General features: G+C 75.0%; 25 protein-coding genes. 16 read left to right on the top strand and 9 right to left on the bottom strand.

Annotation, left to right across the window (positions count from 1 at the left end; genetic code table 11):
* Positions 1-27: 27 nt before the first annotated feature.
* Complete coding sequence (locus Q1A09_RS01680; protein ID WP_299951321.1) at positions 28-1,269, bottom strand: esterase-like activity of phytase family protein; 1,242 nt, start codon at positions 1,267-1,269, stop codon at positions 28-30.
* 168 nt (positions 1,270-1,437) lie between these two features.
* On the opposite strand from Q1A09_RS01680, the gene Q1A09_RS01675 reads away from it, so the two are divergent.
* Entirely contained in the window at positions 1,438-2,043 is a 606-nt protein-coding gene (locus Q1A09_RS01675; protein WP_299951319.1) for a hypothetical protein, read from the top strand.
* 95 nt (positions 2,044-2,138) lie between these two features.
* Here the strand turns inward: Q1A09_RS01675 and Q1A09_RS01670 are convergent, their stop codons facing one another.
* On the bottom strand, positions 2,139-2,423 hold the full coding sequence (locus tag Q1A09_RS01670; RefSeq protein WP_299951316.1) for a YciI-like protein: 285 nt from the start codon (positions 2,421-2,423) through the stop codon (positions 2,139-2,141).
* A gap of 208 nt (positions 2,424-2,631) precedes the next feature.
* On the opposite strand from Q1A09_RS01670, the gene Q1A09_RS01665 reads away from it, so the two are divergent.
* Positions 2,632-2,856: a hypothetical protein gene (locus Q1A09_RS01665; protein WP_299951313.1), complete on the top strand. Its 225-nt coding sequence runs from the start codon at positions 2,632-2,634 to the stop codon at positions 2,854-2,856.
* A 54-nt stretch (positions 2,857-2,910) separates the two neighbouring features.
* Here Q1A09_RS01665 and Q1A09_RS01660 read toward each other — a convergent pair whose 3' ends face one another.
* The 3 genes from Q1A09_RS01660 to Q1A09_RS01650 form a co-directional block, all read right to left on the bottom strand.
* Complete coding sequence (locus Q1A09_RS01660; protein WP_299951310.1) at positions 2,911-4,209, bottom strand: glucose-6-phosphate dehydrogenase; 1,299 nt, start codon at positions 4,207-4,209, stop codon at positions 2,911-2,913.
* Entirely contained in the window at positions 4,206-5,066 is an 861-nt protein-coding gene (locus Q1A09_RS01655; RefSeq protein ID WP_299951307.1) for an NAD(P)-dependent oxidoreductase, read from the bottom strand. The genes Q1A09_RS01660 and Q1A09_RS01655 overlap by 4 nt, the downstream gene beginning before the upstream one ends.
* Before the next feature lie 79 nt (positions 5,067-5,145).
* Positions 5,146-6,729 (bottom strand): AbgT family transporter, encoded by a 1,584-nt coding sequence (locus Q1A09_RS01650; protein WP_299951304.1) that lies wholly within the window; start codon positions 6,727-6,729, stop codon positions 5,146-5,148.
* A 91-nt stretch (positions 6,730-6,820) separates the two neighbouring features.
* On the opposite strand from Q1A09_RS01650, the gene mug reads away from it, so the two are divergent.
* Positions 6,821-7,351, top strand: coding sequence for a G/U mismatch-specific DNA glycosylase (mug, locus tag Q1A09_RS01645; RefSeq protein WP_299951301.1), 531 nt, complete (start codon positions 6,821-6,823; stop codon positions 7,349-7,351).
* 8 nt (positions 7,352-7,359) lie between these two features.
* Here the strand turns inward: mug and Q1A09_RS01640 are convergent, their stop codons facing one another.
* Together Q1A09_RS01640 and Q1A09_RS01635 are read right to left on the bottom strand one after the other, a co-directional pair.
* Positions 7,360-8,691 (bottom strand): M20 family metallopeptidase, encoded by a 1,332-nt coding sequence (locus Q1A09_RS01640; RefSeq protein WP_299951298.1) that lies wholly within the window; start codon positions 8,689-8,691, stop codon positions 7,360-7,362.
* Between the two features lie 38 nt (positions 8,692-8,729).
* Positions 8,730-9,221 (bottom strand): Lrp/AsnC family transcriptional regulator, encoded by a 492-nt coding sequence (locus Q1A09_RS01635; protein WP_299951295.1) that lies wholly within the window; start codon positions 9,219-9,221, stop codon positions 8,730-8,732.
* 93 nt (positions 9,222-9,314) lie between these two features.
* Here Q1A09_RS01635 and Q1A09_RS01630 point away from each other — a divergent pair, with 93 nt between their 5' ends.
* The gene (locus tag Q1A09_RS01630; RefSeq protein ID WP_299951293.1) at positions 9,315-11,012 is read left to right on the top strand and encodes an alpha-keto acid decarboxylase family protein; all 1,698 of its coding nucleotides are present in this window, start codon (positions 9,315-9,317) and stop codon (positions 11,010-11,012) included.
* Between the two features lie 4 nt (positions 11,013-11,016).
* On the opposite strand, the gene pnuC is transcribed toward Q1A09_RS01630, so the two are convergent.
* Positions 11,017-11,721, bottom strand: a complete 705-nt coding sequence (gene pnuC / locus Q1A09_RS01625; RefSeq protein WP_299951287.1) for a nicotinamide riboside transporter PnuC — start codon at positions 11,719-11,721, stop codon at positions 11,017-11,019.
* A 65-nt stretch (positions 11,722-11,786) separates the two neighbouring features.
* Here pnuC and Q1A09_RS01620 point away from each other — a divergent pair, with 65 nt between their 5' ends.
* The 7 genes from Q1A09_RS01620 (at position 11,787) to Q1A09_RS01590 (ending at position 20,583) form a co-directional block, all read left to right on the top strand.
* Positions 11,787-12,749, top strand: coding sequence for a serine/threonine dehydratase (locus Q1A09_RS01620; protein WP_299951285.1), 963 nt, complete (start codon positions 11,787-11,789; stop codon positions 12,747-12,749).
* A 65-nt stretch (positions 12,750-12,814) separates the two neighbouring features.
* The gene (locus tag Q1A09_RS01615) at positions 12,815-14,032 is read left to right on the top strand and encodes an ROK family transcriptional regulator (protein ID WP_299951282.1); all 1,218 of its coding nucleotides are present in this window, start codon (positions 12,815-12,817) and stop codon (positions 14,030-14,032) included.
* 258 nt (positions 14,033-14,290) lie between these two features.
* Positions 14,291-15,874, top strand: coding sequence for a sugar ABC transporter ATP-binding protein (locus Q1A09_RS01610; RefSeq protein ID WP_299951279.1), 1,584 nt, complete (start codon positions 14,291-14,293; stop codon positions 15,872-15,874).
* Positions 15,874-17,034, top strand: a complete 1,161-nt coding sequence (locus Q1A09_RS01605) for an ABC transporter permease (protein ID WP_299951276.1) — start codon at positions 15,874-15,876, stop codon at positions 17,032-17,034. The genes Q1A09_RS01610 and Q1A09_RS01605 overlap by 1 nt, the downstream gene beginning before the upstream one ends.
* Positions 17,035-17,181: 147 nt before the next feature.
* Complete coding sequence (locus Q1A09_RS01600) at positions 17,182-18,240, top strand: substrate-binding domain-containing protein (protein WP_299951272.1); 1,059 nt, start codon at positions 17,182-17,184, stop codon at positions 18,238-18,240.
* A 66-nt stretch (positions 18,241-18,306) separates the two neighbouring features.
* Positions 18,307-19,488 (top strand): Gfo/Idh/MocA family protein, encoded by a 1,182-nt coding sequence (locus tag Q1A09_RS01595; RefSeq protein ID WP_299951269.1) that lies wholly within the window; start codon positions 18,307-18,309, stop codon positions 19,486-19,488.
* Between the two features lie 87 nt (positions 19,489-19,575).
* Positions 19,576-20,583, top strand: coding sequence for a sugar phosphate isomerase/epimerase (locus Q1A09_RS01590; protein ID WP_299951266.1), 1,008 nt, complete (start codon positions 19,576-19,578; stop codon positions 20,581-20,583).
* 42 nt (positions 20,584-20,625) lie between these two features.
* Here Q1A09_RS01590 and Q1A09_RS01585 read toward each other — a convergent pair whose 3' ends face one another.
* Positions 20,626-21,897 carry a D-arabinono-1,4-lactone oxidase gene (locus tag Q1A09_RS01585; protein WP_299951263.1) on the bottom strand — a complete coding sequence of 424 codons (1,272 nt, stop codon included), beginning with the start codon at positions 21,895-21,897 and terminating at the stop codon, positions 20,626-20,628.
* 100 nt (positions 21,898-21,997) lie between these two features.
* Between Q1A09_RS01585 and Q1A09_RS01580 the strand changes: the two genes are divergently transcribed.
* From Q1A09_RS01580 to Q1A09_RS01560, 5 genes are all read left to right on the top strand, one after another.
* On the top strand, positions 21,998-23,068 hold the full coding sequence (locus tag Q1A09_RS01580; RefSeq protein ID WP_299951261.1) for an Atu2307/SP_0267 family LLM class monooxygenase: 1,071 nt from the start codon (positions 21,998-22,000) through the stop codon (positions 23,066-23,068).
* A gap of 186 nt (positions 23,069-23,254) precedes the next feature.
* Positions 23,255-24,373 (top strand): YbhN family protein, encoded by a 1,119-nt coding sequence (locus tag Q1A09_RS01575; protein ID WP_299951258.1) that lies wholly within the window; start codon positions 23,255-23,257, stop codon positions 24,371-24,373.
* 78 nt (positions 24,374-24,451) lie between these two features.
* Positions 24,452-25,087, top strand: a complete 636-nt coding sequence (locus Q1A09_RS01570) for a class I SAM-dependent methyltransferase (RefSeq protein WP_299951255.1) — start codon at positions 24,452-24,454, stop codon at positions 25,085-25,087.
* Complete coding sequence (locus Q1A09_RS01565) at positions 25,087-25,647, top strand: hypothetical protein (protein ID WP_299951253.1); 561 nt, start codon at positions 25,087-25,089, stop codon at positions 25,645-25,647. The genes Q1A09_RS01570 and Q1A09_RS01565 overlap by 1 nt, the downstream gene beginning before the upstream one ends.
* The gene (locus Q1A09_RS01560) at positions 25,644-26,021 is read left to right on the top strand and encodes a DUF4267 domain-containing protein (protein WP_299951250.1); all 378 of its coding nucleotides are present in this window, start codon (positions 25,644-25,646) and stop codon (positions 26,019-26,021) included. The genes Q1A09_RS01565 and Q1A09_RS01560 overlap by 4 nt, the downstream gene beginning before the upstream one ends.
* The last annotated feature ends 10 nt before the right edge of the window (positions 26,022-26,031 follow it).

Raw genomic sequence — 26,031 nt, 5'->3', positions numbered from 1 at the left:
GGGAGCCCGGGACCGGACGGCGGAGGGTCAGCGGGTGCGGCTGCCGCGCGCGGTGATCGAGGCCAGGGCCGGGTCGACCTGGAGGTCCTCGTCGAGCTGGATCACGACGTACTCGTTGTCGTCGGGCACGCCGGCGGTGCGCCCGGCCGAGCCCGGGTAGTTGTTGTCGTTGCCGACGATGATGTGGTGGTCGTCGAGCACGGCGATCTGCTCGATGGTGACGAACGGGAAGGTGAAGTACCCGCCCGCGGTGCCGCCGACGCCCTGCGGGTCCGGGATGGCCATCAGGTTGGCGATCAGCCGCTTGTCAGCGTAGCCGTCCCGGTCGATGTCCCGGGTGTCGACCAGGTACACGGCCTTGAGCTGGGCGGTCGGGCCCTGGCCGCCGTCCCGCTCCAGGATCAGGAAGCGGTTCTGGTCCAGCGCGACCATGTCGCCCAGGGCGTTGTTCGGGACCTCGAACCTCACCTTGGCCTTGAGGCCGGTGTACTTCCCGCGGTTGGTGTCGAAGGAGTAGATCCGGCGGGTGGCCGGGTCGTCGCCGGCGACGGCGCCCTCGAGCATCGGGTAGAGGGTGTGGCCGTCGACGCCGAGCGCCATGCCCTCGAAGCCCTTGCTCGACCCGAGCGTCGGGGCGGCACCGTCCAGGTCCCAGGCGTCGGGGGAGCGGACGCCGTCGGGCTGGACCGGGGCCGAGAGCACCCGGCCCTGCGCGTCCACGTGCACCAGGCTCGGGCCGAACTCCTCGCCGATCCAGAATGTGCCGTCGGGCATCCGCTGGAACGACTCGGGGTCGAGGTCCGCGCCGGTGAGCCGGCGGTCGCTGCGGGTCAGCTCGAACGGCAGCTTCCGGTCGGGGTCGGAGAGGCTGAAGCCGCCGTCGAGGACCGTCGTCTGCTGCGTGGTCGTGTCGATCCGCAGCTTGACCACGCGCAGCAGGAAGTCACCGCTGTTGGCCTTGGTGCCGAAGCCGTTGTCCTCCAGCACCAGCCAGTCCTCGCCGTCGCGCAGCAGGCCGGAGAAGCCCTGGATCGGCTGGGCGGCGAACGGAGGCGTCACGCCGTTCGCGGGGCTGGCGAGGGCACCGGAGGGCACCTGCTCGCCGAACGTGGCCGAGGGCAGCACGGAGCGGCCCACCAGCTGGGCCTGCTGCGTGCCGTTGCCCTGGGGCACCGTGGAGGCGGGGACGGCGAGCGCCGGGACGGCGACGGCGGTCAGGAGACCGGCGGCGGTGAGGGTCAGGGCGGTACGGCGGGACGGTCGGCGCACGGGGTTCTCCCTGGGTCGGGCGCTGGAGCGGATCGGCTGACCGTGTCGCGGTGAGGCAGCCGCCGGTCGGCGTCCCTGTGACCGTTCTGTGATGCCGCCGTGAACGTGCCGGGTCACCGCCCGGGCGGCGGCGGGTTGGCCGGGCGCCGTCCTGGCTACTGCAGGCCGGTGACGACGCGGCTGCGCTTCGACGGCTGGATCCTGGGCACCGGCACGACGTCGGGCACCCGGCTGGTGCTCGGGCACTGGCCGGATTCCCCGCTGGGCCCGTTCTCCGACGTGATGGTGCAGCGGCCCGAGGGGCACCGCGTGCTGCTGGCCCCGAGCGAGGAGGTCGCGGACTTCGTCGGCTCGACCTACACCTTCGACGAGGTGCGGCTGGTCGACGTCGAGGTCACCCGCCCGGACAGGACGACCTGGACGTTGTGCGCCGGGCCCCTGCGGCTGTCCGCCCGGGTCGGCCGCCGTCCCGCGCTCGGCCTGCTGCTGCGCGCCGTCCCGGCCCCGCTGGCCCGGACGCCGGCATGGGTCGGGCTGCTGGACCGGCCGGCCCAGCTGCTCACCGGCCTGCACACCACCGGCTCGGCCGGCAACGGGCGCCGCGAGTCCTACGGCGTCCAGGACCTGCACCGGCTCACCGCCGTCGAGGCGACCTGGGACGACGAGCCGCTGGGCGGCCTGGCCCCGGTGCAGCCCCCGGTCACCTTCGGCTTCGGCTCGGTCCCCCCGGACCCCTCGGTCGTCCGGGTCACCACCACCGTCCACCTGCCCTGACCCCGCTCACCCGCCGGCCATGTTCGCCAACATGGCCGGGCAGCCGGCCCGCCTGGGCGGCCATGTTGGCCACCATGGCCGCGTGGGCGGGCGGGTCAGGCGGTGGGGGTGTCGCCCACGACGACGTTCCAGGGGCGGATGGTCCAGCCGGTGACCAGGCCCTGGACGACGTAGGGGTCGGCCTCGACGAAGCGCTCGACGACCTCGCGGGGCGCGGTCCAGACCAGCAGTGCGCGGTCGAACGGGTCGGGCAGGGCACCGGCCAGCAGCAGCTCGCCCCGCTCGTGCGCCGCCCGGACCAGCGCCAGGTGGTCGGACCGCAGGGCCGTCCGGCGCTCCAGGTAGTCCTCGGCCAGCGTGTACTCCAGCAGCAGGTGCATGTCCGCCACCCTCACACACCCGCAGGGCGCGGTCGCCGTCCGACCCGGGCGGCTCCGGCCGACGAGCTGTTCCCAGGACACACGCATCTCGATGGCAGTCCTCCTGCGGTCGCTGTCCCGCCTGCCACTGGCCGGTGCCCTCCGGCGCAGAGACGCTGGGGGCACGGCGCCCCGTCCGGGGTCGTCGTCCTGTCGACGGGAGCGCCCGGTGGAGCTGTTCGCCTTCCTCGTCCTGCTGGTCCTGGTCTTCCGCACCCTGGGGCGAGGCAGCCGGTCGGAGGTGCGGCCGGCCGGACCGCGGACCGACACCTGGGTCGACGTGGTGGTCGAGGGGCCGGTCCGGCTGGCCACGGACGTCGGCCGCGGGGTGGCCACCCTCACCCGGCTGGACGCCGCCCGGCGGGAGCGGCAGGGCCGGTCGCCGTGGAGCTGACAGTCGCCCGCGGCCCCGTCGGCCGGCTGCCGGAGCCGGCCGGCGGGGTCGCGGTCAGCGACGAGGGGCCGGCCCGGCCGAGCCGGCGGGGTACTCCAGCAGCGGCACGGCACCGGCGGCCCAGGCCCGCGACACCGGGTCGGTGAACCGCCAGGCCTCCTCGGCCTCGGCGGCGCTGACCGCGGTGCGGCTGCCGCCGGACAGCACGTCGGCGAGCACGGCGGCGTAGGCGGTCCGCTCACCCGGCGCCCGGACGCCGCCGGGCGCCGTTGCTGCATCGTCCAGGGCGATCGCCAGCCGGGTGTCGTCCAGCCGCTCGACACCGGGCGGGCACTCCAGCGGGGTGGGGGAGCGCAGGTGCAGCACGACCTGCTTGCGGTCGGCGGCCAGCGCCTTGCCGGTGCGCAGCACGAACCGGGTGCCGGCCCAGCGCGGGGCGTCGACGGTGAGCGTCAGCTCGGCCAGGGTCTCGGTGCCGCGCGCCGGGTCGACGCCGTCCGCGTCGGTGTAGGCCGGGCCGGCCGGCCCGGCGGTGTAGCGGGCCCGCCGGGTGTCGGCCGGGTCGGGTACCCGCACCGACCGGAGCAGCGCCAGCCGCGCCCGGTGCAGGTCGGCCTCGGCCGGCGTCGTAGGCGGCTCCATCGCCAGCAGGGTGAGCACCTGCACCAGGTGGTTCTGCAGCACGTCGCGCAGCGCGCCGGTGCGGTCGTAGAACCCGGCGCGGCCGCCGGCGTCCAGGGTCTCCTCCCAGACCACGTCCACCTGCGCGACGTGCACGTCGTCCCACCGTGCCGCCAGCGGCGCGCGCAGCTGGAGCAGGCCGGCCACGGCGGGCATGCCCAGGAAGTGGTCGACCCGGTACGCCGCCTGCTCCTGGCCCCCGGTCGCCTCCGCCAGCAGTGCGTTGAGCGACCGCGCACTGGCCAGGTCACGGCCGAACGGCTTCTCCACCGCGATCCGGCTGCCCGGCGCGAGGCCCGCGGCGCCCAGGGCGCGCACGGCTGCGGGGAACAGGACCGGGGGCAGCGCCAGGTAGGCCGCGACGGGCCCGGCGCCGGCGAGGGCGCCCACCGCCGCGTTGACGGTGGCCGGGTCGGTCAGGTCGACCCGGCGGTAGCGGGCCGCCGAGACCAGCTGCTGCCGGGCGGCGGGCGGCACGTCACCGGCGTGCTCGTCCAGCCCGGCGGCGACGTGGGCGGCGAACCGGGCGTCGTCCCAGTCCTGCTCGGCCGCGCCCACCAGCTGCAGGCCGGTGGGCAGCCGGCCGGCGGCGGTCAGCTCGGCCAGCGCCGGCAGCAGGAACCGGCCGGCGAGGTCGCCGGTCGCGCCGAGCAGCAGCAGCCGGTCGATCACCCGCGCGGCTCGTCCCGCCAGGAGTGGGCCGGCTCGAAGCCCAGCACCCGGCGGGCCTTGTCGATCGACAGCAGCGTCTCGTGCTCAGCGAGCTCGCGGTTGACCGGGACGTCGGGGAACTGGGCGGCCAGCAGCTCGGCGGTGGGCCGGGCCGAGACCGTGTCGGCGTTGGCGACGATGAACACGTCGGCGCCGGGCGCGGTGTGCTCCAGCCCGCGGCGCACCGCCTGGGCGCCGTCCCGGGCGTCGATGTAGCCCCACAGGTTCCACCGGCGCAGCGCCGGGTCGGCGTCGTATCCGGGGAAGGCGGCGTAGTCCTCGGGGTACATCACGTTGCTGAACCGCAGCCCGGTCATCGACAGGTCCGGGTGCCAGCGGCAGAGCTGGCGGGCCAGCTCCTCCTCCAGCGTCTTGACCAGCGAGTAGGTGGTCGTCGGCCGGGGCGCGTACTCCTCGTCGACCGGCACGTAGGGCGGGTCCTCGTCGAAGGGCAGCCCCAGCACCGTCTCGCTGGAGGCCCAGACGATCTTGCGGACGCCGGACCGCAACGCCGCGGTGTAGATGTTGTAGGAGGCGGTGACGTTGTTGGCGAAGGTGGCCGCGTTCGGCATCAGCCCCGGCGCCGGGACGGCGGCCAGGTGCACCAGCGCGTCGATCGGCGCCCGGTGCTCGTCGAAGCCGCCGAGGGCCTCGATCGCCTGGCCGGCGTCGGTCAGGTCGACCACCGCGGACTCCACGTCGGACCGGGGGCTGGGCACCCGGTCCAGGGCGAGGACGTCCCAGCCGTGCTCCAGCAGGTGGGTGACCACCGCCCTGCCCAGCTTGCCGCTCGTGCCGGTGACCGCTGCCCGCGCCATCGTTCCTCCTGGTAGTCGTCCGGTGTGCCCGGGACAGCGTTCCCCGTGCCCGGCCGCCCCGCACCCCGGACGGCGCGGATCACTCCAGCCGGGCGTACTGGCCCGGGCCGAAGGGCAGGCCGGCGTTGAACCAGATCGTCAGCACGACGGCCCAGGCCAGCCAGAAGCAGATGGTGAACGGCAGGAACCGGGAGATCAGCGTGCCGAACCCGGCGCGGGGCTCGTAGCGGCGCAGCATCGCCAGCACGATCACCAGGTAGGGGTTGAGCGGGGTGAGGATCTGGGTGGCGGAGTCACCGATCCGGAAGGCGGCCTGGGTGAAGCCGGGCTCGTAGCCGAGCAGGGCGAACAGCGGCACGAAGACCGCGCCCATGATCGTCCACATCGACGACCCGGAGACGATGAACAGGTTCAGCAGCGAGCACAGCAGGATGAACGCCAGCACCGCACCGAACCCGGTGAAGTTGAGTGACGACAGTGCGCTCGCCCCGGTGACGGCCAGCCAGGTGCCGACGCCGGACCAGTTGAACAGCGCGATGAACTGGCCCAGCACGAAGGCCAGCACGATGAACGAGCTCATGTCCTTGACCGCGTCGGCCATCGCCCGCGGCACGTCCTTCACCGAGCTGAAGGTGCCGGTGGTGAAGCCGTACACGAGCCCGGGGACGGCGAGCATCGCGACCACGATGAAGACGACCGAGTCGAGCAGCGGCGACTCCGGCAGGTAGCCGCCGGTCTCGTTCCGCAGCGGCGCTCCGGGCAGCACGGTCAGCAGCGCCAGGGCGACCGCGGTGACCAGCGCGGCGAGCCCGGCCAGCCGCAACCCACGGCGGGCGGTGGCGTCGATGGTCAGGTCGTCGACGTCCTCGACCGCACCGAGGGTGTCGCCGTCCTCGCTCTCGGTCTGGTGCCGGGGCACGTCCAGCCGGGCCAACCGGGGCTCCAGGACCTTGGTGATCAGCAGCCCGCAGACGACGGTGAGCACCAGTGAGCTGGCGATGTTGAAGTACCAGTTGGACACCGGGGTGACCGGGGTGCCCGGGTCGGGCAGCGACTCGGTGACCGCGGAGGTGATGCCGGCGAACAGCGCGTCCAGGCTGGTCACCACCATGGACGTCGAGTAGCCGGCCCCGGCGGCGGCGAAGGCGCCGAGCAGGCCGGCGACCGGGTGCCGGCCGGCCGCGGCGAACACCATGGCGGCCAGCGGCGGCAGCACGATCATCACCGAGTCGGCCATGACGCTGCCGATGGTGCCGACCAGCGCCACCGCGTAGGGCAGCGCCCAGGACGGCGCCCCGGCGAAGGACTTCTTGATCAGCGTGGACAGCAGCCCGCTGCTCTGCGCGATCCCGACCGCCAGCAGGATGACCACCACGGTGCCCAGCGGCGGGAAGCCGACGAAGTTGTCCACCAGGGTGGTGGCGAACCAGCGCAGCCCCTCGACGGTGAAGAACCCCCGGACGACGGTGGGCTCCTCGGTGCCCTCGATCTGCGCCTGCACGCCGGCCATCGCCATGCCGGTGGAGACCACCGCGAGCACCGTGAACAGGCCGACGAACAGCACGAACGGCTCGGGGATCTTGTTGCCGACCCGCTCGATGCCGCCGAGCAGCCGGTCGGTGCGGGAGGTGGGGCCCGGCGTGGTGGTGCCCGGTGTGGCCATCGCAGCAGCTCCTGGGGTGCGGACCGCGGTCAGTGCGGAATGTCTACCGGCCCCGCGCCGTCGGCGCACCGGCTGACCCAGACTGGACGGCGTGGACGAGGCCGACGGGCAGCCGGGCGGGGCGGCCAAGCCGCTGCGCGACGTCATCGCACCGGGGCTGGACGTGTTGTTCTGCGGGATCAACCCCTCGCCGGTCTCCGCCGCGCGCGGGCACCACTTCGCCCGCCCGGGCAACCGGTTCTGGCCGGCTCTCCACCTGGCCGGGCTCACGCCGCGGCTGCTGAGCCCCGACGAGGACCTGCAGCTGCTCGACCACGGGCTGGGCGTGACCAACATGGTCGACCGGCCCACCCGGACGGCGGCCGAGCTGACCCCCGACGAGCTGCGCGAGGGCGCACAGGCGCTGGAGCTGCTGGTGGCCCGGTACCGGCCGCGGCGGCTCGCCGTCCTCGGGGTGACCGCCTGGCGGCACGCCTTCGGCCGGCCGAAGGCCACGCTGGGGGAGCAGCCGGAGCGGATCGGCGGGGTGACCACCTGGGTGGCGCCCAACCCCAGCGGGCTCAACGCCCACCACCAGCTGCCCGACCTGGCCCGGCTCTACCGCGAGCTGCGCCCGGCCTGAGGCGGCGGTCAGCCCAGCGCGGCCGCCACGTCCAGCACGCCGCCGTCGGCCTCGAACTCGGCCCGCGCGGCGGCCAGCACCGCCGGGTCGGCGAGCACGTCCAGCGCGGTGAGCGCCAGCCCGACCGCGCCGTCCAGCACGGCGGCGTCGCCGGCGGGGGAGGCGGCCGCGGCGGCGAACTCGGTGGTGTGCATCGAGGTGTCCGGGTCGGCGATGGCGATCATCGGGTGGATCGAGGGCACCCGGACGCTGACGTTGCCCAGGTCGGTGGAGCCGGCCAGCGACGCCGGGGTGACCCCGGGCGGCAGCGCGGTACGCCCGCGGCGGGCCTGGTGCTGCGTCCACCGGGCGGCGAGCTCCAGGTTGGCCCGGATCGGCAGGTAGGCCGGCAGCTCGTCCCAGGACAGCTCGACCCCGCAGCCGGTCATCGCCGCCGCGCCGACCATCACCGCCTCCATCCGGCGGCTGAGGTCGGCCAGCGTCTCCGGGCGCGCCGAGCGCACGTAGTACCGCGCCTCGGCGGTCTCCGGGACGACGTTGGGCCGCTGCCCGCCGTCGGTGATCACCCCGTGCACCCGGTCGGTGTCCGGGACGTGCTGGCGGAGCATCGCCACGCCGTTGTAGCCGGCGACCACGGCGTCCAGGGCGTTGCGGCCCATGAACGGCTGGGCGGAGGCGTGCGCGGCGATGCCGGTGAACCGGGCCCGCAGCTGGCGGCGGCCCAGGAACGGCTGCACGGCCGCGTCGTAGGAGAACGGGTGCAGCATCACCACCGCGTCGACGCCCTCGAAGGCGCCGTCGCGGGCCATCACCTCCTTGCCGCCACCGCCCTCCTCGGCCGGGGTGCCCAGCAGCAGCACGGTGCCGGGCAGGTCGCCCGCGGCGAGGGTGGCGTGCAGGCCGAGGAAGGCGCCGACCGCGGTGGAGCAGATGATGTTGTGCCCGCAGCCGTGGCCGATGCCGGGCAGCGCGTCGTACTCGGCGAGCACCGCGACCGTCGGCCCGCCGCTGCCGGTCCGGGCCCGCAGCGCGGTGGGCAGCCCGTGCACCCCGACCTCGGCCTCGACGCCGTGCCGGCCGAGCAGGTCGGCGACTGCCCGCGCCGAGCGGTGCTCGGCATAGCCCTCCTCGGGGTGGGCGTGCAGGTCGTGGCTCAGGGCCAGCAGCTCCGGCCCGATCGCCTCGATCGCCTGCTCGGTGCGGTCCAGCAGTCCGGCCGGGGCGCCGGCGTGCGCCGAGCCGAGCGGCTCGGCCGTCGCCGCGGCGCGCTCGGTGGCCGCGCGCAGCTGGTCGAGGTGCGCGGTGTCCGCGGGGACGGGGGTGCGGGGAGCCTCGGTCACGGGTCGTGTCTACCGCTGCTGGGCCGGTGGCGCAGCTCTCAGGACGGGCGGGGGTCGGCGGCGTGCTGCTGCAGCAGTGGGGCGATCCGCATCGGCTGCACCTCCAGCAGGGCGATGGAGGTGCTGGCCCGCACCACTCCCGGCGCCTGCAGGATCAGCTCGGTGACCCGGTAGAGGTCGGCGGTGTCCCGGGCGACCACCCGGGCCAGCAGGTCGCCGTCCCCGGTGACGGCGAGGATCTCGACGACCTCGGGGATCCGGGCCAGCTCCTCACCGGCCCGGTCGCCCTCGCTCTGGCTGATCGACAGGGTGAGGAAGGCCAGCAGCCCCCGGCCCAGCGCGGCCGGGTCGACCCGCCGGCTGTGCGCGCCGAGCGCGCCGCTGTCCTCCAGCCGGCGCAGCCGGGTGTGCACCGTGTTGCGGGCCAGCCCCAGCCGGGTGGCCAGGGCCATGACCGAGGCCTGCGGGTCGTCGTCCAGCGCCAGCAGGATCCGTGCGTCGGTTGCGTCGAGGCCGGGCACTCTGCTCACCGGTCGCCCTCCCTGTCGTCGTTGGGCTGGGCAGATCGCTCAACGTGTCGGCCGTTCCTTGCGCATCCTCGCAGCCCGATCATGCTCACGGCCATGTCCGTCCTCGACGCCCTGCCCACCGTGAGCGACCGGCCGGGCACCACCACCGTCTCGGTCGCCGAGTACCTGGGGCGCCGGCTGCGGCAGGCCGGGGTCGAGCACCTGTTCGGCGTCCCCGGTGACTTCAACCTCGACCTGCTCGACGGGCTGGCCACCGTCGAGGGGCTGGGCTGGGTCGGCTCGCCCAACGAGCTGGGCGCCGGGTACGCCGCGGACGCCTACGCCCGCCGCCGGGGCCTGGGCGTGCTGGTCACCACCTACGGGGTCGGCGAGCTGAGCGCGCTCAACGCCGTGGCCGGCAGCGCCGCCGAGGACGTGCCGGTGCTGCACGTGGTCGGCTCCCCGCGGACGGCGAGCGTGGCGGCCGGCGCGCTGGTGCACCACACGCTGGCCGACGGCGACTTCGGCCACTTCACCCGCGCCGCCGCGGAGGTCAGCGTCCGCACCGAGACACTGACCCGGCACCGGGCGGCCGAGCAGATCGACGCCGTCGTGCTGGCCGCGGTCACCCATCGCAAGCCGGCCTATCTGAGCGTCCCGCAGGATCTCGCCACCGCCCGGGTCGACGCCACGCCGCTGGAGGTGCCGCTGCGCGCCCACTCCGACGCTGCGGCCGTGTGCCGGTTCGAGCGGCTGGTCCGGGAGCTGCTGGCCGAGGCCCGCCGCCCGGTCGTCGTCGCCGGCCACCTGGTGGCCCGGTTCGGCCTGGGGGCCGAGCTGGCCCGGATCTGCCGGCGGTCGGGCATCCCGGTGGTCACCCAGATCTCCGCCCGCGGGGTGGTCGGCATCGACGCGCCGTTCGCCGGGGACAGCTGCGGGAACATGCTGGCCCCGGCGACCACCGCCCTGGTCGACCGGGCCGACGTGGTGCTGCACGTCGGCACCGTGCTCACCGCCGAGCTCACCGGCTTCGGCACCGCCCGGCGGCCCGACGAGCGGACGGTCGCGCTGCACGCCACCGAGGTCACCCTCGGCGCCGAGCGGCTGGGCGACGTGCTGTTCCCCGACGCCCTCGGCGCGCTGGGCCGTGCGGTCGCCGGCTCCTCCTGGGAGCCGGTCGCGCCCGGCACCCCGGCGCGCGGCTGGACCGACGAGCCGGCCGAGGCCGGCCCGCTCACCCAGCGCTCCTTCTGGCAGGTGCTGCAGGCCTGGCTGCCGGCGCACACCGCGCTGCTGGCCGACACCGGCACCGCGTTCTGGGGTGCGCTGAGCCTGCGCCTGCCGACCGACACCGTCTGGGGCGGCCAGCCCATCTGGAACTCCATCGGGTACGCGCTGCCGGCGGTGCTCGGCCAGGGCCTGGCCGACCCCGACCGCCGCCCGGTGCTGCTCATCGGCGACGGCGCCGCGCAGATGACCGTGCAGGAGCTCGGCACCATCGCCGCCGCCGGCCTGGCGCCGGTGGTCGTGCTGCTGGACAACCGCGGCTACACCATCGAGCGCGCACTGCAGAGCCCGGACGCCGGCTACAACGACGTGCCCGCCTGGGACTGGCAGGCCGTCGTCACCGGCCTCACCGGTGGACGGAGCCGGTACCGCTCCGCGGCCACCACCGACGAGCTCGGGACGGCGCTGGCCGAGGCCGCCGAGCACCGCGACGAGCTGGTGTTCGTGCACGTGCAGCTGGGCCGGGACGACGTCCCGCCGCTGCTGCGGCTGCTCGCCGAGCGGGCCACCGCCGCCCGCGGCTGAACGATCAGCCCACCGCCTCCAGCGACGGGTCGGCCGGCCCGCGCACCGCGGACCGGTGCACCCGCAGCCAGGTCACGAAGCCCCACACGCAGAACACGCCGTAGACGACGTAGAGCAGCGCCGAGGGGTAGTAGCCGGCGCGCAGCAGCAGCGGCACCCCGACCGCGTCGACGGCCACCCAGACCAGCCAGAACTCCAGGTAGCCGCGGGCCATGCCGTAGGTGGCCAGCATGCTGCCGACGAAGATCCAGGCGTCGGCCAGCGGACCGAAGCTGCCCAGCCGGGTCAGCGCCCACCAGGCCACCAGGACCCCGGCCGCGGTGGCCAGCGCCAGGGTCAGCCGTTCGCGTCCGGTGGCCCAGCGCGGGCTGACCGCCACCGCGTCGGTGCCCCGGTTGCGGTGCCAGCGCCACCAGCCGTAGGCGCTGACGGCAAAGAACAGCACCTGGCGGCCGGCCTGCCCGTACAGGTCGGTGTCCTGCGGCGTGGCGAACACCCCGCCCAGGAAGACGGTGAACAGGAGGACGTTGGCGATCATCCCGACCGGCCACGCCGCCGTCCGCCGGCCCATGCCGAGCACCGCGCTGGCCAGGCCGATCCCGTTGCCGATGATCTCCCGCCACAGGACGTCTGCGCCCAGGACGTGCACGTGCGCGTCGAGCAGCCAGCCCATCGCCGTCCTCCCGCAGGTCAGGGCCGGTGCGGCCACCGGTCACGTCCGGGAGCCACAAGCCGCCCGGCCGCCCGGTTCTTCCCGTGCCTAACCTCGACCGTGTGACGGCACAGGAGGACCTGGACGTGGCGCTGCCGGCGCCGGTGACCCGCGAGGAGGTGGCGGCGGCCGGCCGGCGGATCACCGGGCGGGTGCGGCGGACGCCGACCGTGGAGTGGGTGATGCCCGGTGGAGAGGTGCCGGTGGTGCTCAAGCTGGAGTTCCTGCAGCACACCGGCTCGTTCAAGGCCCGCGGCGCGCTCAACCGGCTGCTGGCCGCGCCCCGGCTGCCCGACCTGGTGGTGACCGCCTCCGGCGGCAACCACGGCCTGGCGGTGGCGCACGCCGCCCGCCAGCTCGGCCTCCCCGCCGAGGTCTACGTGCCCGAGACGGCGCCGGCGGTCAAGGTCGCCGGCATCCGCGCGCTGGGGGCGACCGCGGTGCTCGCCGGCTCCTCCTACGCCGAGGCGGCCGCCGCCAGCCGGGAGCGGTCGCAGGCGCCCGGTGCGCTGGCCGTGCACGCCTACGACGACCGGGACGTCGTCGCCGGGCAGGGCACCGTCGCCGCCGAGCTGGACGAGCAGGCGCCCGGGCTGGACACCGTGCTGGTCGCCACCGGCGGCGGTGGGCTGATCGGCGGCATCGCCGCCTGGTACGGCGACGGCGCGCACGTCGTCTCGGTGGAGACGCACGGCACCGCGGCGATGTCCGCGGCACTCGCCGCCGGCCGGCCGGTGGACGTCGAGGTCGGCGGGCTGGCCTCGGACGCGCTGGGTGCCCGCCGGGTCGGCGACCACGGGTTCAGCACCGCGGTGGCCACCGGCGTGCAGGCGGTGCTGGTCGACGAGGACGCCGTCCGGGCCGCGCGCCGGCTGCTCTGGCATGAGCTGCACGTCGCTGCCGAGCCCGGCGGGGCGACGGCGCTGGCCGGGCTGCTGGCCGGGGCGTACGTGCCGGCGGCGGGGGAGCGGGTCGGCGTGGTCGTCTGCGGTGCCAACGCCGACCCGGCCGATCTCACCGGCTGACCCCGGCCGGGGGCGGCGGTCCCGCACGGACGCCGGGTGACCGTTGCGCGTGCCACCATGGCGGCGTGGTCCACCCCTCCGCCTCGGCCGGCGCGCTGCTGCACCACGTGCGCACCGGCCGGGCGCACAGCCGGGCCGAGCTGGTGGCGCTCACCGGGGCCTCGCGGAACACGGTCAGCGCGCGCGTCGACCAGCTGATCGCCGCCGGGCTGCTCGAGGAGGGCGGCCGCGGCTGGAGCACCGGCGGGCGGCCGCCGACCCTGCTGCAGTTCAACGCACGGGCCGGCTGCGTGCTCGCCGTCGACCTGGGCGTCACCAGCGTCGACGTCGCGGTGACCGACCTGTCGGCCCAGGTGCTGGCCACGGTCGGGCACCCGATCGACATCGCGGAGGGCCCCGGGCCGGTGCTCGCCGAGGTGGACCGGCTGGCCCAGCTGGTGCTGGCCGAGGCCGGCCGTACCCCGGCCGACGTCTGCGCCGTGGGGATCGGCGTGCCCGGACCGGTGGAGTTCTCCACCGGGCGGCCGGTGCACCCGCCGATCATGCCCGGCTGGCACGACTTCCCGATCCCCAGCGCGTTCGCCCGCTACGACTGCCCGGTCTACGCCGACAACGACGTCAACGTGATGGCGCTGGGCGAGATGGGCGTGGCCGGCTCGGTCGAGGACGTGCTGGTCGTGAAGGTCGGCACCGGCATCGGCTGCGGGATCGTCGTCGACGGCCGGGTGTACCGCGGGGCGCAGGGCAGCGCCGGGGACATCGGGCACATCTCGGTGCCGGCGCCCGGGGGCCGGCCGGTGGTCTGCCGCTGCGGCAACGAGAACTGCCTGGAGGCGATCGCCGGCGGTGGGGCGCTGCTGCGCGACGCGCAGGCGGCCGGGCTGCCGGTCGGCTCCACCCGCGAGCTGGTGGAGCTGGCGGCGCGCGGCGACGGGCCCACGCTGGAACTGGTCCGCGACGCGGGCCGCACCATCGGCACCGTGCTGGCCAGCCTGGTCAACTTCTTCAACCCGCACCGGATCGTGATGACCGGCGGGGTGGCACAGGCCGGTGCCCCGCTGCTGGCCGGCATCCGGGAAGCGGTCTACGGCCGCTCGCTGCCGCTGGCCGCCCGGGCCCTGGACATCACCGTCAGCGACGCACCCGACCTCTCCGGCCGGCTCGGTGCCGCCCTGATGGCCATCGAGGGCTTCCTGGACGAGGAGTCGGTCACCCGGCTGCTGCCCGCCGACGAGCCCGGTCCGGCCCGGGCCGCACTGCGCGGCAGCTCGCCCACGCGCTGACCCCAGCACCGCCGCGCGTCCTGCGCACGCGACCTGGCTGCCCCCACCGCCGACCGCTGCGCACGGTCGTGTCGGCCTCGCCCGCTCAGCGGTGACGCGTCCGCCGGTTGCGGTTCGGTAACGCCGCAGCTGCTCCTTGACCCGCCTGTGAGCGCGGTCATATGGTCTGCCCGCAACGTACTTCTGTTCAGTGTTGAGCAAAAGTCTGGAGATGGTCCCGATGTCCGGCGCACCCGGTCCCGACGGCGGAGAGCGCGCGTGAGCACGTCCGTCGCGTCGCCGTCCGGCGGATCGCCCCTGCTGTCGACGCCGCTGCTGGAGATGCGCGGCATCGTCAAGCAGTTCCCCGGCGTCCGCGCCCTGGACGGCGTGGACCTCGACGTCCGCGCCGGTGAGGTGCACTGCCTGCTCGGCCAGAACGGCGCCGGCAAGTCGACCCTGATCAAGGTCCTGGCCGGAGCGCACCAGCCCGACGAGGGCGAGATCCGCTGGGACGGCGACCGGGTCACCCTGGGCGACCCGCAGGCGGCGATGGCCCGGGGGATCGCGACGATCTACCAGGAGCTCGACCTGGTCGCCGGGCTGACCGTCGCCGACAACGTCTTCCTCGGCCGGGAGCGCTCCCGGCTGGGCATCACCCGGCCGGCCCAGGCGAACCGGGCCGCCGGCGAACTGCTCGCCCGCCTCGGGCACCCGGAGATCCGGCCCACCGCCGAGGTCGGCTCGCTGTCGGCGGCGTCCCAGCAGATGGTCAGCATGGCCCGCGCGCTGTCCCAGGACGCCCGGCTGATCGTGATGGACGAGCCGTCGGCGGTGCTCGACGCCGAGGAGGTCGACCACCTCTTCCAGGTCGTCCGCGACCTCACCGCCGACGGCGTCGCCGTCGTCTACATCTCCCACCGGCTGGAGGAGATCCGCGAGGTCGGCGACCGGATCACCGTGCTCAAGGACGGCCGCACGGTGGCCACCGGGCTGCCCGCCCGGGAGACCTCGACCGCCGAGGTCATCACGCTGATGACCGGCCGCACCATCGAGTACGTCTTCCCGGCCCGCCGCGAGGTCCGCGACCAGGCCGCCGAGCCGGTGCTCGAGGTCCAGGACCTGTCGCTGGCCGGCCGGTTCCGCGACGTCTCCTTCCATGTCCGCCCGGGCGAGGTGCTCGGCCTGGCCGGGCTGGTCGGCTCGGGCCGGTCGGAGATCCTGGAGACCGTCTACGGCGCCCGCCGGGCCACCACCGGCACGGTGCACGTCGCCGGACGACGGCTGCGGCCCGGCGACGTCGCGGCCGCCGTCGGCGCGGGGGTCGGGTTGGCGCCGGAGGAGCGCAAGAGCCAGGGCCTGCTGCTGGGCGAGCCGATCTACCGCAACATCACCCTGGCCAGCCTCGCCCGGTTCGCCCGCGGCGGCTACCTGTCCGGGGGAGCGGAGAAGCAGGCCGCCCGGGAGCAGGCCGAGGCGCTCGACCTGCGGCCGGTCGACGTCGACCGCGAGGTCCGCACGCTCTCCGGGGGCAACCAGCAGAAGGTCGTGCTGGCCCGCTGGCTGCTGCGCGACTGCACGGTGCTGCTGCTCGACGAGCCCACCCGCGGCGTCGACGTCGGGGCGCGCTCGGAGATCTACGCGCTGATCCGGGCGCTGGCCGACCGCGGGGTCGCCGTGGTCGTCGTCTCCAGCGAGATCCCGGAGGTGCTCGGCCTGGCCGACGAGGTGCTGGTGGTGGCCGACGGCGACGTCATCGCCCGCCGCCCGGCCGACGAGCTCGACGAGCACCAGGTGCTCGACATGGTCATGGAAGGAGCGGCCCCGGTTCCCGGCGCCGCACGCGAAGGGGATGTGGCGTGATGAGCGAGACCACCACTGCGGCACCGCCGTCGGGCAGCGCGGCCGACGCCGGGGACGGCGCCCGCGCCAAGGGCCCGGGCCTGCTCGGCGGCCCGCTGGGGCGCAACCTCGGCCTCGTCGTGGCCCTGCTCGTGCTCTGCATCGTCGGCGCCATCACCGCACCGGGACGCTTCGTCGACGTGGACAACGTGCTGACGATCCTGCGGCTGGCCGCCGTCGTCGGCGTGGTCAGCGTCGGGATGACCTTCGTGATCATCGGCGGCGGGATCGACCTGTCGGTGGGCGCGCTGGTCGCGCTCTCCTCGGTCTGGGCGACGACGCTGGCCACCCAGGCGATGGCCCAGGACTTCCACTGGATCGTCATGGTGTTCACCGCGATCGCGGTCGGCGCCGGTGCGGGGTTGATCAACGGGATCGTCATCGCGTACGGGAGACTCGTCGCCTTCATCGCCACCCTGGCGATGCTGGCCGCTGCCCGGGGCCTGGCGGAGATCATCGCCAACCGGCGGACGCAGATCGTGCAGGACCGCGGGTTCATCGAGTTCTTCGGCGGCGACGTCCTCGGCATCCCGACCCTGGTGATCATCTTCGCCCTGGTCGCCGCGGCCGGCTGGGTGCTGCTCAACCGCACCACGTTCGGCCGCCGCACCTTCGCCGTCGGAGGGAACGCCGAGGCTGCCCGGCTGGCCGGCATCCGGGTGCAGCGGCACACCGTGTGGCTCTACGTGCTGTCCGGCGTCACCTGCGGCATCGCCGCGGTGATGCTGATGGCCCGGACGACGACCGGCAGCTCCACCCACGGCACCTTGCTGGAGCTGGACGCGATCGCCGCCGTCGTCATCGGCGGGACGCTGCTGGTCGGTGGGCGCGGCACCATCGTCGGCACCGTGCTGGGCGTGCTGATCTTCACCACGCTGGGCAACGTCTTCACGCTGAACAACCTGTCCAGCTCGGCACAGGCCGTCGCCCGCGGCGTGATCATCGTGCTCGCCGTCCTGCTGCAGCAGCGGTTGGCCGCCGGCGGGGCCCGCCCCCGCAAGAAGGCCCGCGGCGCAGCCACGTCGGGCAGCCCGGCCGGCGCGCTGCCCGGCGGGTCGGCGACGCCGGGCGGCCCGGCCGGCGCACGCCCTGGTGACTCCGGCGGTCGGCCTCCGACCTGAGCCCACCCAGACCTGATCCCGTCCCGGCTCCCAGCCGTTGCGCGGGACCAGCCACCGGCGACCGGCCCGTCCGGCCACCGGCGCACCACCCGATCCACCCCCGACTCCTGGCAGAGCAGCCAGGGCGGCGATCTGCGAGGAGAGAACATGTCTGCAACGAGGCAGCGTCCGTACGGTCGCCTGCTGTCCACCGCCGTCTGCCTGGTGGGTGCCGGTGCCCTGGTGGCCGGCTGTACCAGCAACACCCCGGAGAGCTCCGGCTCCGACGAGGGCGGCGGCGACGTCGTCGCCAGCTCCAACGACGAGACCGGCGAGACGGTGCGGATCGGCTTCTCCGCGCCGGCCGCCGACCACGGCTGGATGGCCGGCATCAGCACGGCCGCCCAGGCCGAGGCCGAGCGGTACGAGGACGTCGACCTGATCATCGCCGAGGGCACCAACGACCCCAGCACCCAGATCTCCCAGGTCGAGACCTTCATCAACGACGGCGTCGACGCGATCGTGCTGCTGCCCTTCGACGGCGCCGCGCTCACCCCGGTGGCGCTGCGGGCGATGGAGGCCGGCATCCCGGTGATCAACGTCGACCGGGAGTTCTCCAGCCCGTTCGCCGCCCGGGCCACCATCCTGGGCGACAACTACGGCATGGGCGTCTCCGCCGGCACCTACATCTGCTCCCGGCTGGGCGACCAGCCCGACGCCGTGGTCGCCGAGATCGCCGGCATCGACTCGCTGCCGCTGACCCAGGAGCGCAGCCAGGGCTTCGCCGACGCGCTCGCCGACTGCGGCCTGGACGTCGACAACCGGGTGGCCGCGGACTTCACCCCGGAGTCCGGCGAGGAGGCGGCGGCCAACCTGCTGCAGGCCGCACCGGAGATCGACGCGCTGTGGAACCACGACGACGACCAGGGCGTCGGTGTGCTGGCCGCGATCAACAATGCCGACCGCGACGAGTTCTTCATGGTCGGCGGCGCCGGTTCGGCGAACGCGATGCGGGACATCCAGTCCGGTGACTCGGTGCTGGAGGCGACCGTCATCTACCCGGCGACCCAGGCCGCCGACGGCATCGCGCTGGCCCGGCTGATCGCGCAGGGCAAGAGCCTGTCCGACCTGGTGTCCCAGGAGGTGCCGCGGGAGATCGTGCTCAACGCGCCGGTGGTCACGGCGGAGAACGTCGACCAGTACATCGACGACGCGTTCGAGTCCTGACGCGGTGAGGGCCGCCGGGGTGCGTTCCGCGCTCCCCGGCGGCCCTCCTGATCCCTTGGAGCACTGATGACCAGCCCGTCCCGGCCGACTCTGCGCGTCGGCCTCATCGGCTACGCCTTCATGGGCGCCGCCCACTCCCACGCGTGGCGCACCGCGCCCCGCTTCTTCGACCTCCCGCTCGTCCCCGAGCTGACCGTGCTCGCCGGCCGGGATGCCGCCCGGGTCACCGACGCTGCCGGCAGGCTCGGCTGGTCGTCGTCCGAGACCGACTGGCACCGGCTCCTCGAGCGCGACGACGTCGACCTGGTCGACATCTGCAGCCCCGGCGACACCCACGCCGAGATGGCGATCGCGGCCCTGGCGGCCGGCAAGCACGTGCTGTGCGAGAAGCCGCTGGCCAACACGGTGGCCGAGGCCGAGGCGATGGCCGCCGCCGCCGAGCGGGCGGCGGCCTCCGGCGTCCGCGCGATGGTCGGCTTCACCTACCGCCGGGTGCCGGCGATCGCCCTCGCCGCCCGGCTGGTCGCCGACGGCCGGCTGGGGGAGATCCGGCACGTGCGGGCCCAGTACCTGCAGGACTGGATCGCCGACCCCGCCGCCCCGATGTCCTGGCGGCTGCAGAAGGAGAAGGCCGGCTCCGGCGCGCTGGGCGACATCGGCGCGCACATCGTCGACCTCACCCAGTTCATCACCGGCCAGCGGATCACCGGCGTCAGTGCCGTGCTGGAGACCTTCGTGCGCAAGCGCCCGCTGCCGGCCAGCAGCGGGAAGCTCGGGGGCGTCGGGGGAGAGGGGATGGGCGAGGTCACCGTGGACGACGCCGCGGTCTTCCTCGGCCGGTTCACCGGCGGCGCGCTGGCCACGTTCGAGGCGACCCGCTTCGCCCTGGGCCGCAAGAACGCCATCCGGATCGAGGTGAACGGCTCGGCCGGCAGTCTCGCCTTCGACTTCGAGGACATGAACGTCCTGCACTTCTTCGACGGCGCGGAGCCGGCCGCGACCGCGGGCTTCCGCCGGATCGTGGTCACCGAGCCCGAGCACCCCTACGTCGGCGCCTGGTGGCCGGCCGGTCACGGGCTGGGCTACGAGCACGGCTTCACCCACCAGGTGGTCGACCTGGTCACCGCGCTGGCCGAGGGCTCGCAGCCCACGCCGTCCTTCGCCGACGGCCTGCAGGTGCAGCGGGTGCTCGAAGCCGTCGAACGCAGCGCGGCCGCCCGCTCCACCTGGACCGACATCCCCACCTGAAGAAGGGCCTCGTCCTCCCCACCACTCGCGAGCTCGCGGCGGGCCCCGGGACGAGGCCGGACGAGCCGCCCGACCGAGAGGAACGCCATGCCCCGCCCCGTCACCCTGTTCACCGGCCAGTGGGCCGACCTGCCGTTCGAGGAGGTGTGCCGGCTGGCCTCCGGGTGGGGCTACGACGGCCTGGAGATCGCCTGCTGGGGCGACCACCTCGACGTCGTCCGGGCCGCCGAGGACCCGTCCTACGTCAAGGAGAAGCTCGACCAGCTGGAGCGCCACGGGCTGCAGGTGTTCGCCATCTCCAACCACCTCAACGGCCAGGCCGTCTGCGACGACCCGATCGACGAGCGGCACCGCGGCATGGTGCACCCGCGGGTGTGGGGCGACGGCGACCCCGAGGGGGTGCGGCAGCGGGCGGCGGAGGAGATGAAGGCGACCGCCCGGGCGGCGCGGGCACTGGGCGTCGACGTCGTCGTCGGGTTCACCGGGTCGAGCATCTGGAAGACCGTGGCGATGTTCCCGCCGGTGCCCGAGTCGATGGTCGACGAGGGCTACGCCGACTTCGCCGCGCGGTGGAACCCGATCCTGGACGTGTTCGACGAGGTGGGCGTGAAGTTCGCGCACGAGGTGCACCCGAGCGAGATCGCCTACGACTACTGGACGACGGTGCGCACCCTGGAGGCGATCGGGCACCGCGAGGCGTTCGGGCTGAACTGGGACCCGTCGCACTTCGTCTGGCAGGACCTGGACCCGGTCGGCTTCCTCTGGGACTTCAAGGACCGGATCTACCACGTCGACTGCAAGGACGCGAAGAAGCAGGTCGGCAACGGGCGGAACGGCCGGATGGGCTCGCACCTGCCCTGGGCCGACCCGCGCCGCGGCTGGGACTTCGTCTCCACCGGGCACGGCGACGTCCCGTGGGAGGCGTGCTTCCGGATGCTCAACACCATCGGCTACGCCGGCCCCATCTCCGTGGAGTGGGAGGACGCCGGGATGGACCGGCTGGTGGGGGCGCCCGAGGCGCTGGCCTTCGTCCGCCGGCTGGCCTTCGACCCGCCGGCCGCGGCCTTCGACGCCGCGTTCGCCAGCGGCAACTGAACCCCGGGCGCGGGAGCCACGGGGGCTCCCGCGCCCGGCACGTCAGCCGGCGTCCAGGACGTACCGCTCGAGCCAGTCGTTGCCGAAGGCGCCGCGCGGGTCCAGCCGCTGCACCAGCGCGACGAAGTCGGCGTGGTGGGCGTACCGGGGGGCCAGCGTCGCGGCGTCGGCGAGGAAGAGCTTGCCCCAGTGCGGGCGGGCGCCCAGCGGCAGCAGCGCGGCCTCCAGGTCGACCAGCAGCGCCTCCACCTCGGCCTGCGCCGGCACCCAGGTGAAGTGCAACGCCACCGAGTCCTGCTCGGAGGCGGTGCTCATCCAGAGGTCGTCGGCGGCGACGGTGCGGATCTCGCAGGTCTGCAGCAGCGGCCGGATCCGCGGGCCGAGCCGCAGCAGCGCCTCCAGGGCCGGGACGGCGTTGCCCCGCGGCAGCAGGAACTCGGACTGGATCTCGTCGCCGTTGCTGGGGGTGAAGCCCATCCGGAAGTGCGGCAGCCGGTCCGACCACAGCCCGGGCTCGCCCAGCTGCCCGGTGGTCGGCGCGGGGTCGATCCCGGGGATGGGGTGCCGCTCGCCGTCGGCCTCCCGGGCGCCGAACAGCTCGCCCTCCGGGCCCGGCCCGGCGTCGGTGCGCGACTTGACCCAGACCATGTCGACGGCGTCGCCGAAGAGGGTGAAGAGGCTGACGCTGTAGCCGCAGGAGAGCACCTCGTCGACGTGCTCGAAGAGGGTCGCCCACGGCAGCTGCTCGAACACCCGCTGGCGCACCTGGAAGGCGGGCTCGACGTCGAGGGTCACCCGGGTGACCACGCCGAGCGCGCCGAGGCCGACGACCAGGCCGGGGAAGTCGGCGTCGCCCCGGGCCGCGCGGAGCAGCTCCCCGTCGGAGGTGACCAGCTCCAGCGCCGCCACGGTCGAGGCCAGGTTCCGGTTGCCGACCCCGGAGCCGTGGGTGGCGGTGGCCACCGCGCCGGCGACGGAGATGTGCGGCAGCGAGGCGAGGTTGTGCAGCGCCAGGCCCTCGCGGTGCAGCGCGGCGGCCAGCTCGCCGTAGCGCAGGCCGGCGTCGACGGTCACGCTGCGGCGGTCGGGGGCGACGGCGACGTCCGTGCCGGTCATCGCCTCCAGGGTGACCAGCTCGGCGGAGTCGGGGATCGCGGTGAAGGAGTGCCGGGAGCCCAGCGCGCGCAGCCGCGGGGTACCGGCCACCAGTTCCTGCAGCTCACCCAGGCTCTCCGGCCGGTGCAGCGCGCTCGCGCCGTACTCGTAGTTGCCGGCCCAGTTGATCCCTGCCCACTGCACTGCCACGTCGGTCACACCCCAGTGTCCCGCAGCTCGGCGTCGAGCGTCGGCCGAGGGCCGGCCGGCCCGGCGAGGAACACCGGACCGCCCTCCCTGGTTCAATGTGGTTGAACGTTTGACGGACTCCGCCGTCGACGTCCCGCTCCGGGAGGACCCCATGCACATCGGCGTCGACAGCTTCGTCGCAGCAGTGACCGATCCCGTGACCGAGCGCCTCGTCGGGCCCGAGGAGCGGATGGAGCACCTGCTGGAGGAGATCGCGCTCGCCGACCAGGTGGGCCTGTACTCCTTCGGCATCGGGGAGCACCACCGCCCGGAGTACTACGACTCGGCGCCGGCGGTCATCCTGGCGGCCGCTGCCGCCCGCACCTCGCGGATCCGGCTGGGCAGCGCGGTCAACGTGCTCAGCGCCGCCGACCCGGTCCGGGTGTTCCAGGAGTTCGCCACCCTGGACCTGATCTCCAAGGGCCGGATCGACCTGGTCGTCGGGCGTGGTTCGTTCACCGAGGCGTTCCCGCTGTTCGGGCTGAGCCTGGCCGACTACGACACCCTGTTCACCGAGAAGCTGGACCTGCTGCTGCAGATCCGCGACTCCGAGCACGTCACCTGGTCCGGCCGGCACCGCCCGGCGCTCACCGGGCAGGGCGTCTACCCCCGCCCGCTGCAGAGCCCGCTGCCGATCTGGGTGGGCGTGGGCGGCAGCCCGGAGTCCTTCGCCCGGGCCGGGCTGCTCGGCCTGCCGCTGATGGTGGCGATCATCGGCGGTGAGCCGCGGCAGTTCGCGCCGCTGGTCGACCTCTACCGCCGGGCCGGGGCGCAGGCCGGGCACGCGCCCGAGGCGCTGCAGGTCGGCCTGCACGTGTTCGGCTTCGTCGCCGAGAGCAACCAGGCCGCCGCGGACACCATCTACCCGGGCTGGCACGAGATGTTCACCAAGGTCTCCCGGGAGCGCGGCTTCGCCCCGCCGTCGCGGGCCCAGTTCGACGCCACCAGCGGCCCGGACGGCGCCTTCTTCATGGGCGACCCGGACACCGTGGCCGAGAAGCTGGTGCGCATCTCCGGCCAGCTGGGCGGGGTCGACCGGATCTCGCTGCAGATGACCAACCCGCGGCTGGCACACGCCGACCTGCTGCGCGGGATCGAGCTGCTCGGGACCGAGGTGGCCCCGCGGGTCACCGCCGCCTGACCTGGGGCCCGTCGTCGCGCCGGTGGCCCGTTGCACCCGCCACGCGGCGTCGGTGGCGGGCGCGGTGCCCCCGGTCCCGCCGGGGGCTTGGGAGGATGGGCGCATGTCCCACCCCCTCGCCGTCCCGATGCGGCGCCGCCGGGGGCGTGTGGTCCCCGGGCCGGCGCCGGTCGAGGGGCCGGGCCGGTGACCGCCGCAGACGCCGGCGGACCACCGGAGCGGGTCGCCGTCGCCGGGGCCACCAGCGCGCGGCCCGACCAGCCACCGGTCGGGCGCCACCGACGGGCCGTCCTGGCCGGGGTGCTGCTGCGGGTCGTCCTGCTGGTCGCCGGGGTGGTGCTCGTCGTCGTCTTCCACGACCGGATCGCCGAGTGGTGGGACGGCCTGGTCGGCGTCCGCTGGTCGTGGGTGCTGCTGGCGGCCGGCGTGGCACTGGTGTCGATGCACTGCCTGGTGCTGCAGCAGCGATGGCTGCTGCGCGCCGGCGGTGGCCACGTACCGCTGCTGCACGCCACCACCACCATCTACGCCGGCAACACGATCTCCGCGACGGTGCCGGTCGCCGGAGCGGCCGCCAGTGCCGCCTACACCTACCGGCGGCTGCACGCGCTGGGCAACAGCACCGCCCTGGTGGGCTGGGCGCTGGCAGTCTCCGGGATCGTGGCCACCGCCACGCTGGCCGTGGTGCTCGCCGTCGGCTCGGCGCTGACCGGGTCGCTGGTCGGTGCCCTCGGCGCCTTCCTGGCCACCGTCGCCGGCGTCGTGCCGATCGCGGGCGTGCTGCTGGTGCTGCGGCACGCCCGCAGCCGCACCGTGGTCGTGCGGCTGGTCGGCCGCACCGCCGTGCTGCTGGCGCGCTGGGTCCCGGCGCTGCGCGCCGCGCACGTCGACCAGCGGATCGACGACCTGTTCACCTCCCTCGGCGCCTTCCGGCTCAGCCCGGCCACCGGCGGCCGGGCGTTCCTCCTGGCGCTGGCCAACTGGGTGCTCGACATCGGCTGCCTGGCCCTCGCGCTGGTGGCCGTCGGCGCCCCGGTGCCCTGGCAGGGGCTCGTGCTGGCCTGGGCGGCCGGGGCACTGGTCTCCTCCGCCCGGCTGACCCCCGGCGGGATCGGCGTGGTCGAGGCCGCGCTGGTCGCCGCGCTCGTCGCCGCCGGGATGCCGGCCAGCCAGGCGGTCCCGGCCGTGCTGGTCTACCGGCTGGTCAGCCAGTGGCTGCTGATCGGCCTCGGCGCGGTGTTCCTGCTGGCCACGCCGGGCTCACCCGTGCGCCGTCCGCGCGGCGGGAGGCGTTCGGCGACCTGACGGCCGAGCCCGCCTTTCCGACGGCCGCGACCGGTGGGCTGACGGTTGTGCCGACCGGTGACGGGGCACCACCGGACCGTGCCCGACACACCTGCGCGCCCCGCCGTCCCCTCGACCGTGGTCGACGCGAACCGGCTCTGGGTGGACGCCGCACTGCGGGCCCGCGTGCAGCGCCAGGTGGAGGCCCGCCGGCTGCTGCGCCTGGGTGGGCAGGTCCCCGGCGGCCGGGTGCTCGAACTCGGCACCGGCCGGCGCGGCACCGGCCTGCGGCTGGCGCTGGACACCTTCGGCGCCGCCCACGCCGACGGCGTCGAGCTCTTCCCCGCCAGCGTGGACGCCTGCCGCGTGGCGGTGGCGGACCTGGGCGACCGGGTGACCGTCGCGGCCGGCGACGCCACCCACCTGACTGCTCCCGACGGCGGCTACGACGCCGTCTTCGGCTACCACGTGCTGCACCACGCCGACGACTGGCGGGCGGTGCTGGGCGAGGCCGCGCGGGTGCTGCGCCCGGGCGGGCGGCTCTACTCCTGCGAGATGACCGCCCGGTTCGTCGACAGCCGGCCGCTGCGCGCGGTCTCCCGGCACCCGGCCGACGGCGACCGCCCCACCCCGGCCGGCCTGGCCGACGCCTGCCGCGCCACCGGGCTGGACGTCACCGCCCAGGAGACCCGGCTTGCCGGCTGCTGGACGGCGCTCGTCGCCACCCGGGCCTGATGCCCGCACCGCTGGGCACGCTCCGCGCGGCGCTGGACGTGCTGCGGCGGCACGCCCCCGCCGCATGGTCGGTCGCCCTGGCGGCCGCGCTGGTGAACACGGTGCCCGACGTGGCGCGCCAGGTGCTGGTCTGGGACGACCCCCGGCTGGCCGCCGCCCTGGCAGTGGACGCCGTCGGCTTCACCACCGGCCTGATCGCCCAGCTGTGGGTCACCGGCGCGCTCGCCGGGCTGCCCGCCGGCCGCGGTGCGGAGACCGCCGGCGCGCTGCGCCGCGGCGTCGTCCTGGCCGGCCGGGCGGTGCGGCGGGCGCCGGGCACGGTGCTGGCCGGGGTGGCTGCCGGTGGCGCGGTGTCCGCGTTGCTGACCATCCCCGCCTCGGTCGCCGCGCTCGGCGCGGGCCGGGTGCTCGGACCGCTGGACTCACCGGGCGTCGGCGCGTTCACCGTGGCGACGGTCAGCGACCTGGTGGCCAGCACCGCGACGCTGCCGTTCCTGGCCGTGGTGGTCGTGCTCGCCTCCGGTTGGCCGGCCCGGCCGCCGGGCACCAGCCGAGCATGACGAGCGACTGGGACGGGACCCGTAAGACGATCGGGTCGTTGTCGATCTGGCTGGGCACCGGGGCGCTGTTCGCGCCACGGGCGATCACCCGGGTGCTGGGCGTGCGGGAGGAGGCCACCCGCACCGACGTGGCGCTGCCGCTGCTGGTGCGGCTGATCGCCGCCCGCAACATCGCGATGGGCGCCGCGCTGCTCGTCACCCCCGCACCGCAGGCCCGGCGCACCACCGAGGTCACCCTGCTGCTCACCGCACTCGACGCGGCCGCCGTCCTGGTCGGCCGCCGTGGCGGGGACGTCGCCGGTCGCAGCGCCGGGCTGTCGCTCACGGTGCTCTCCCTCGCCGCGGCCGGCACGGTCCGCTGGCACCGCCGCTGACCGGCGCGGG

This window comes from uncultured Modestobacter sp., from assembly GCF_947486615.1.
GTDB lineage: Bacteria > Actinomycetota > Actinomycetes > Mycobacteriales > Geodermatophilaceae > Modestobacter.
Note: the sequence above shows the minus strand (reverse complement) of the source record. Positions and strands in the feature narration are given on the sequence as shown.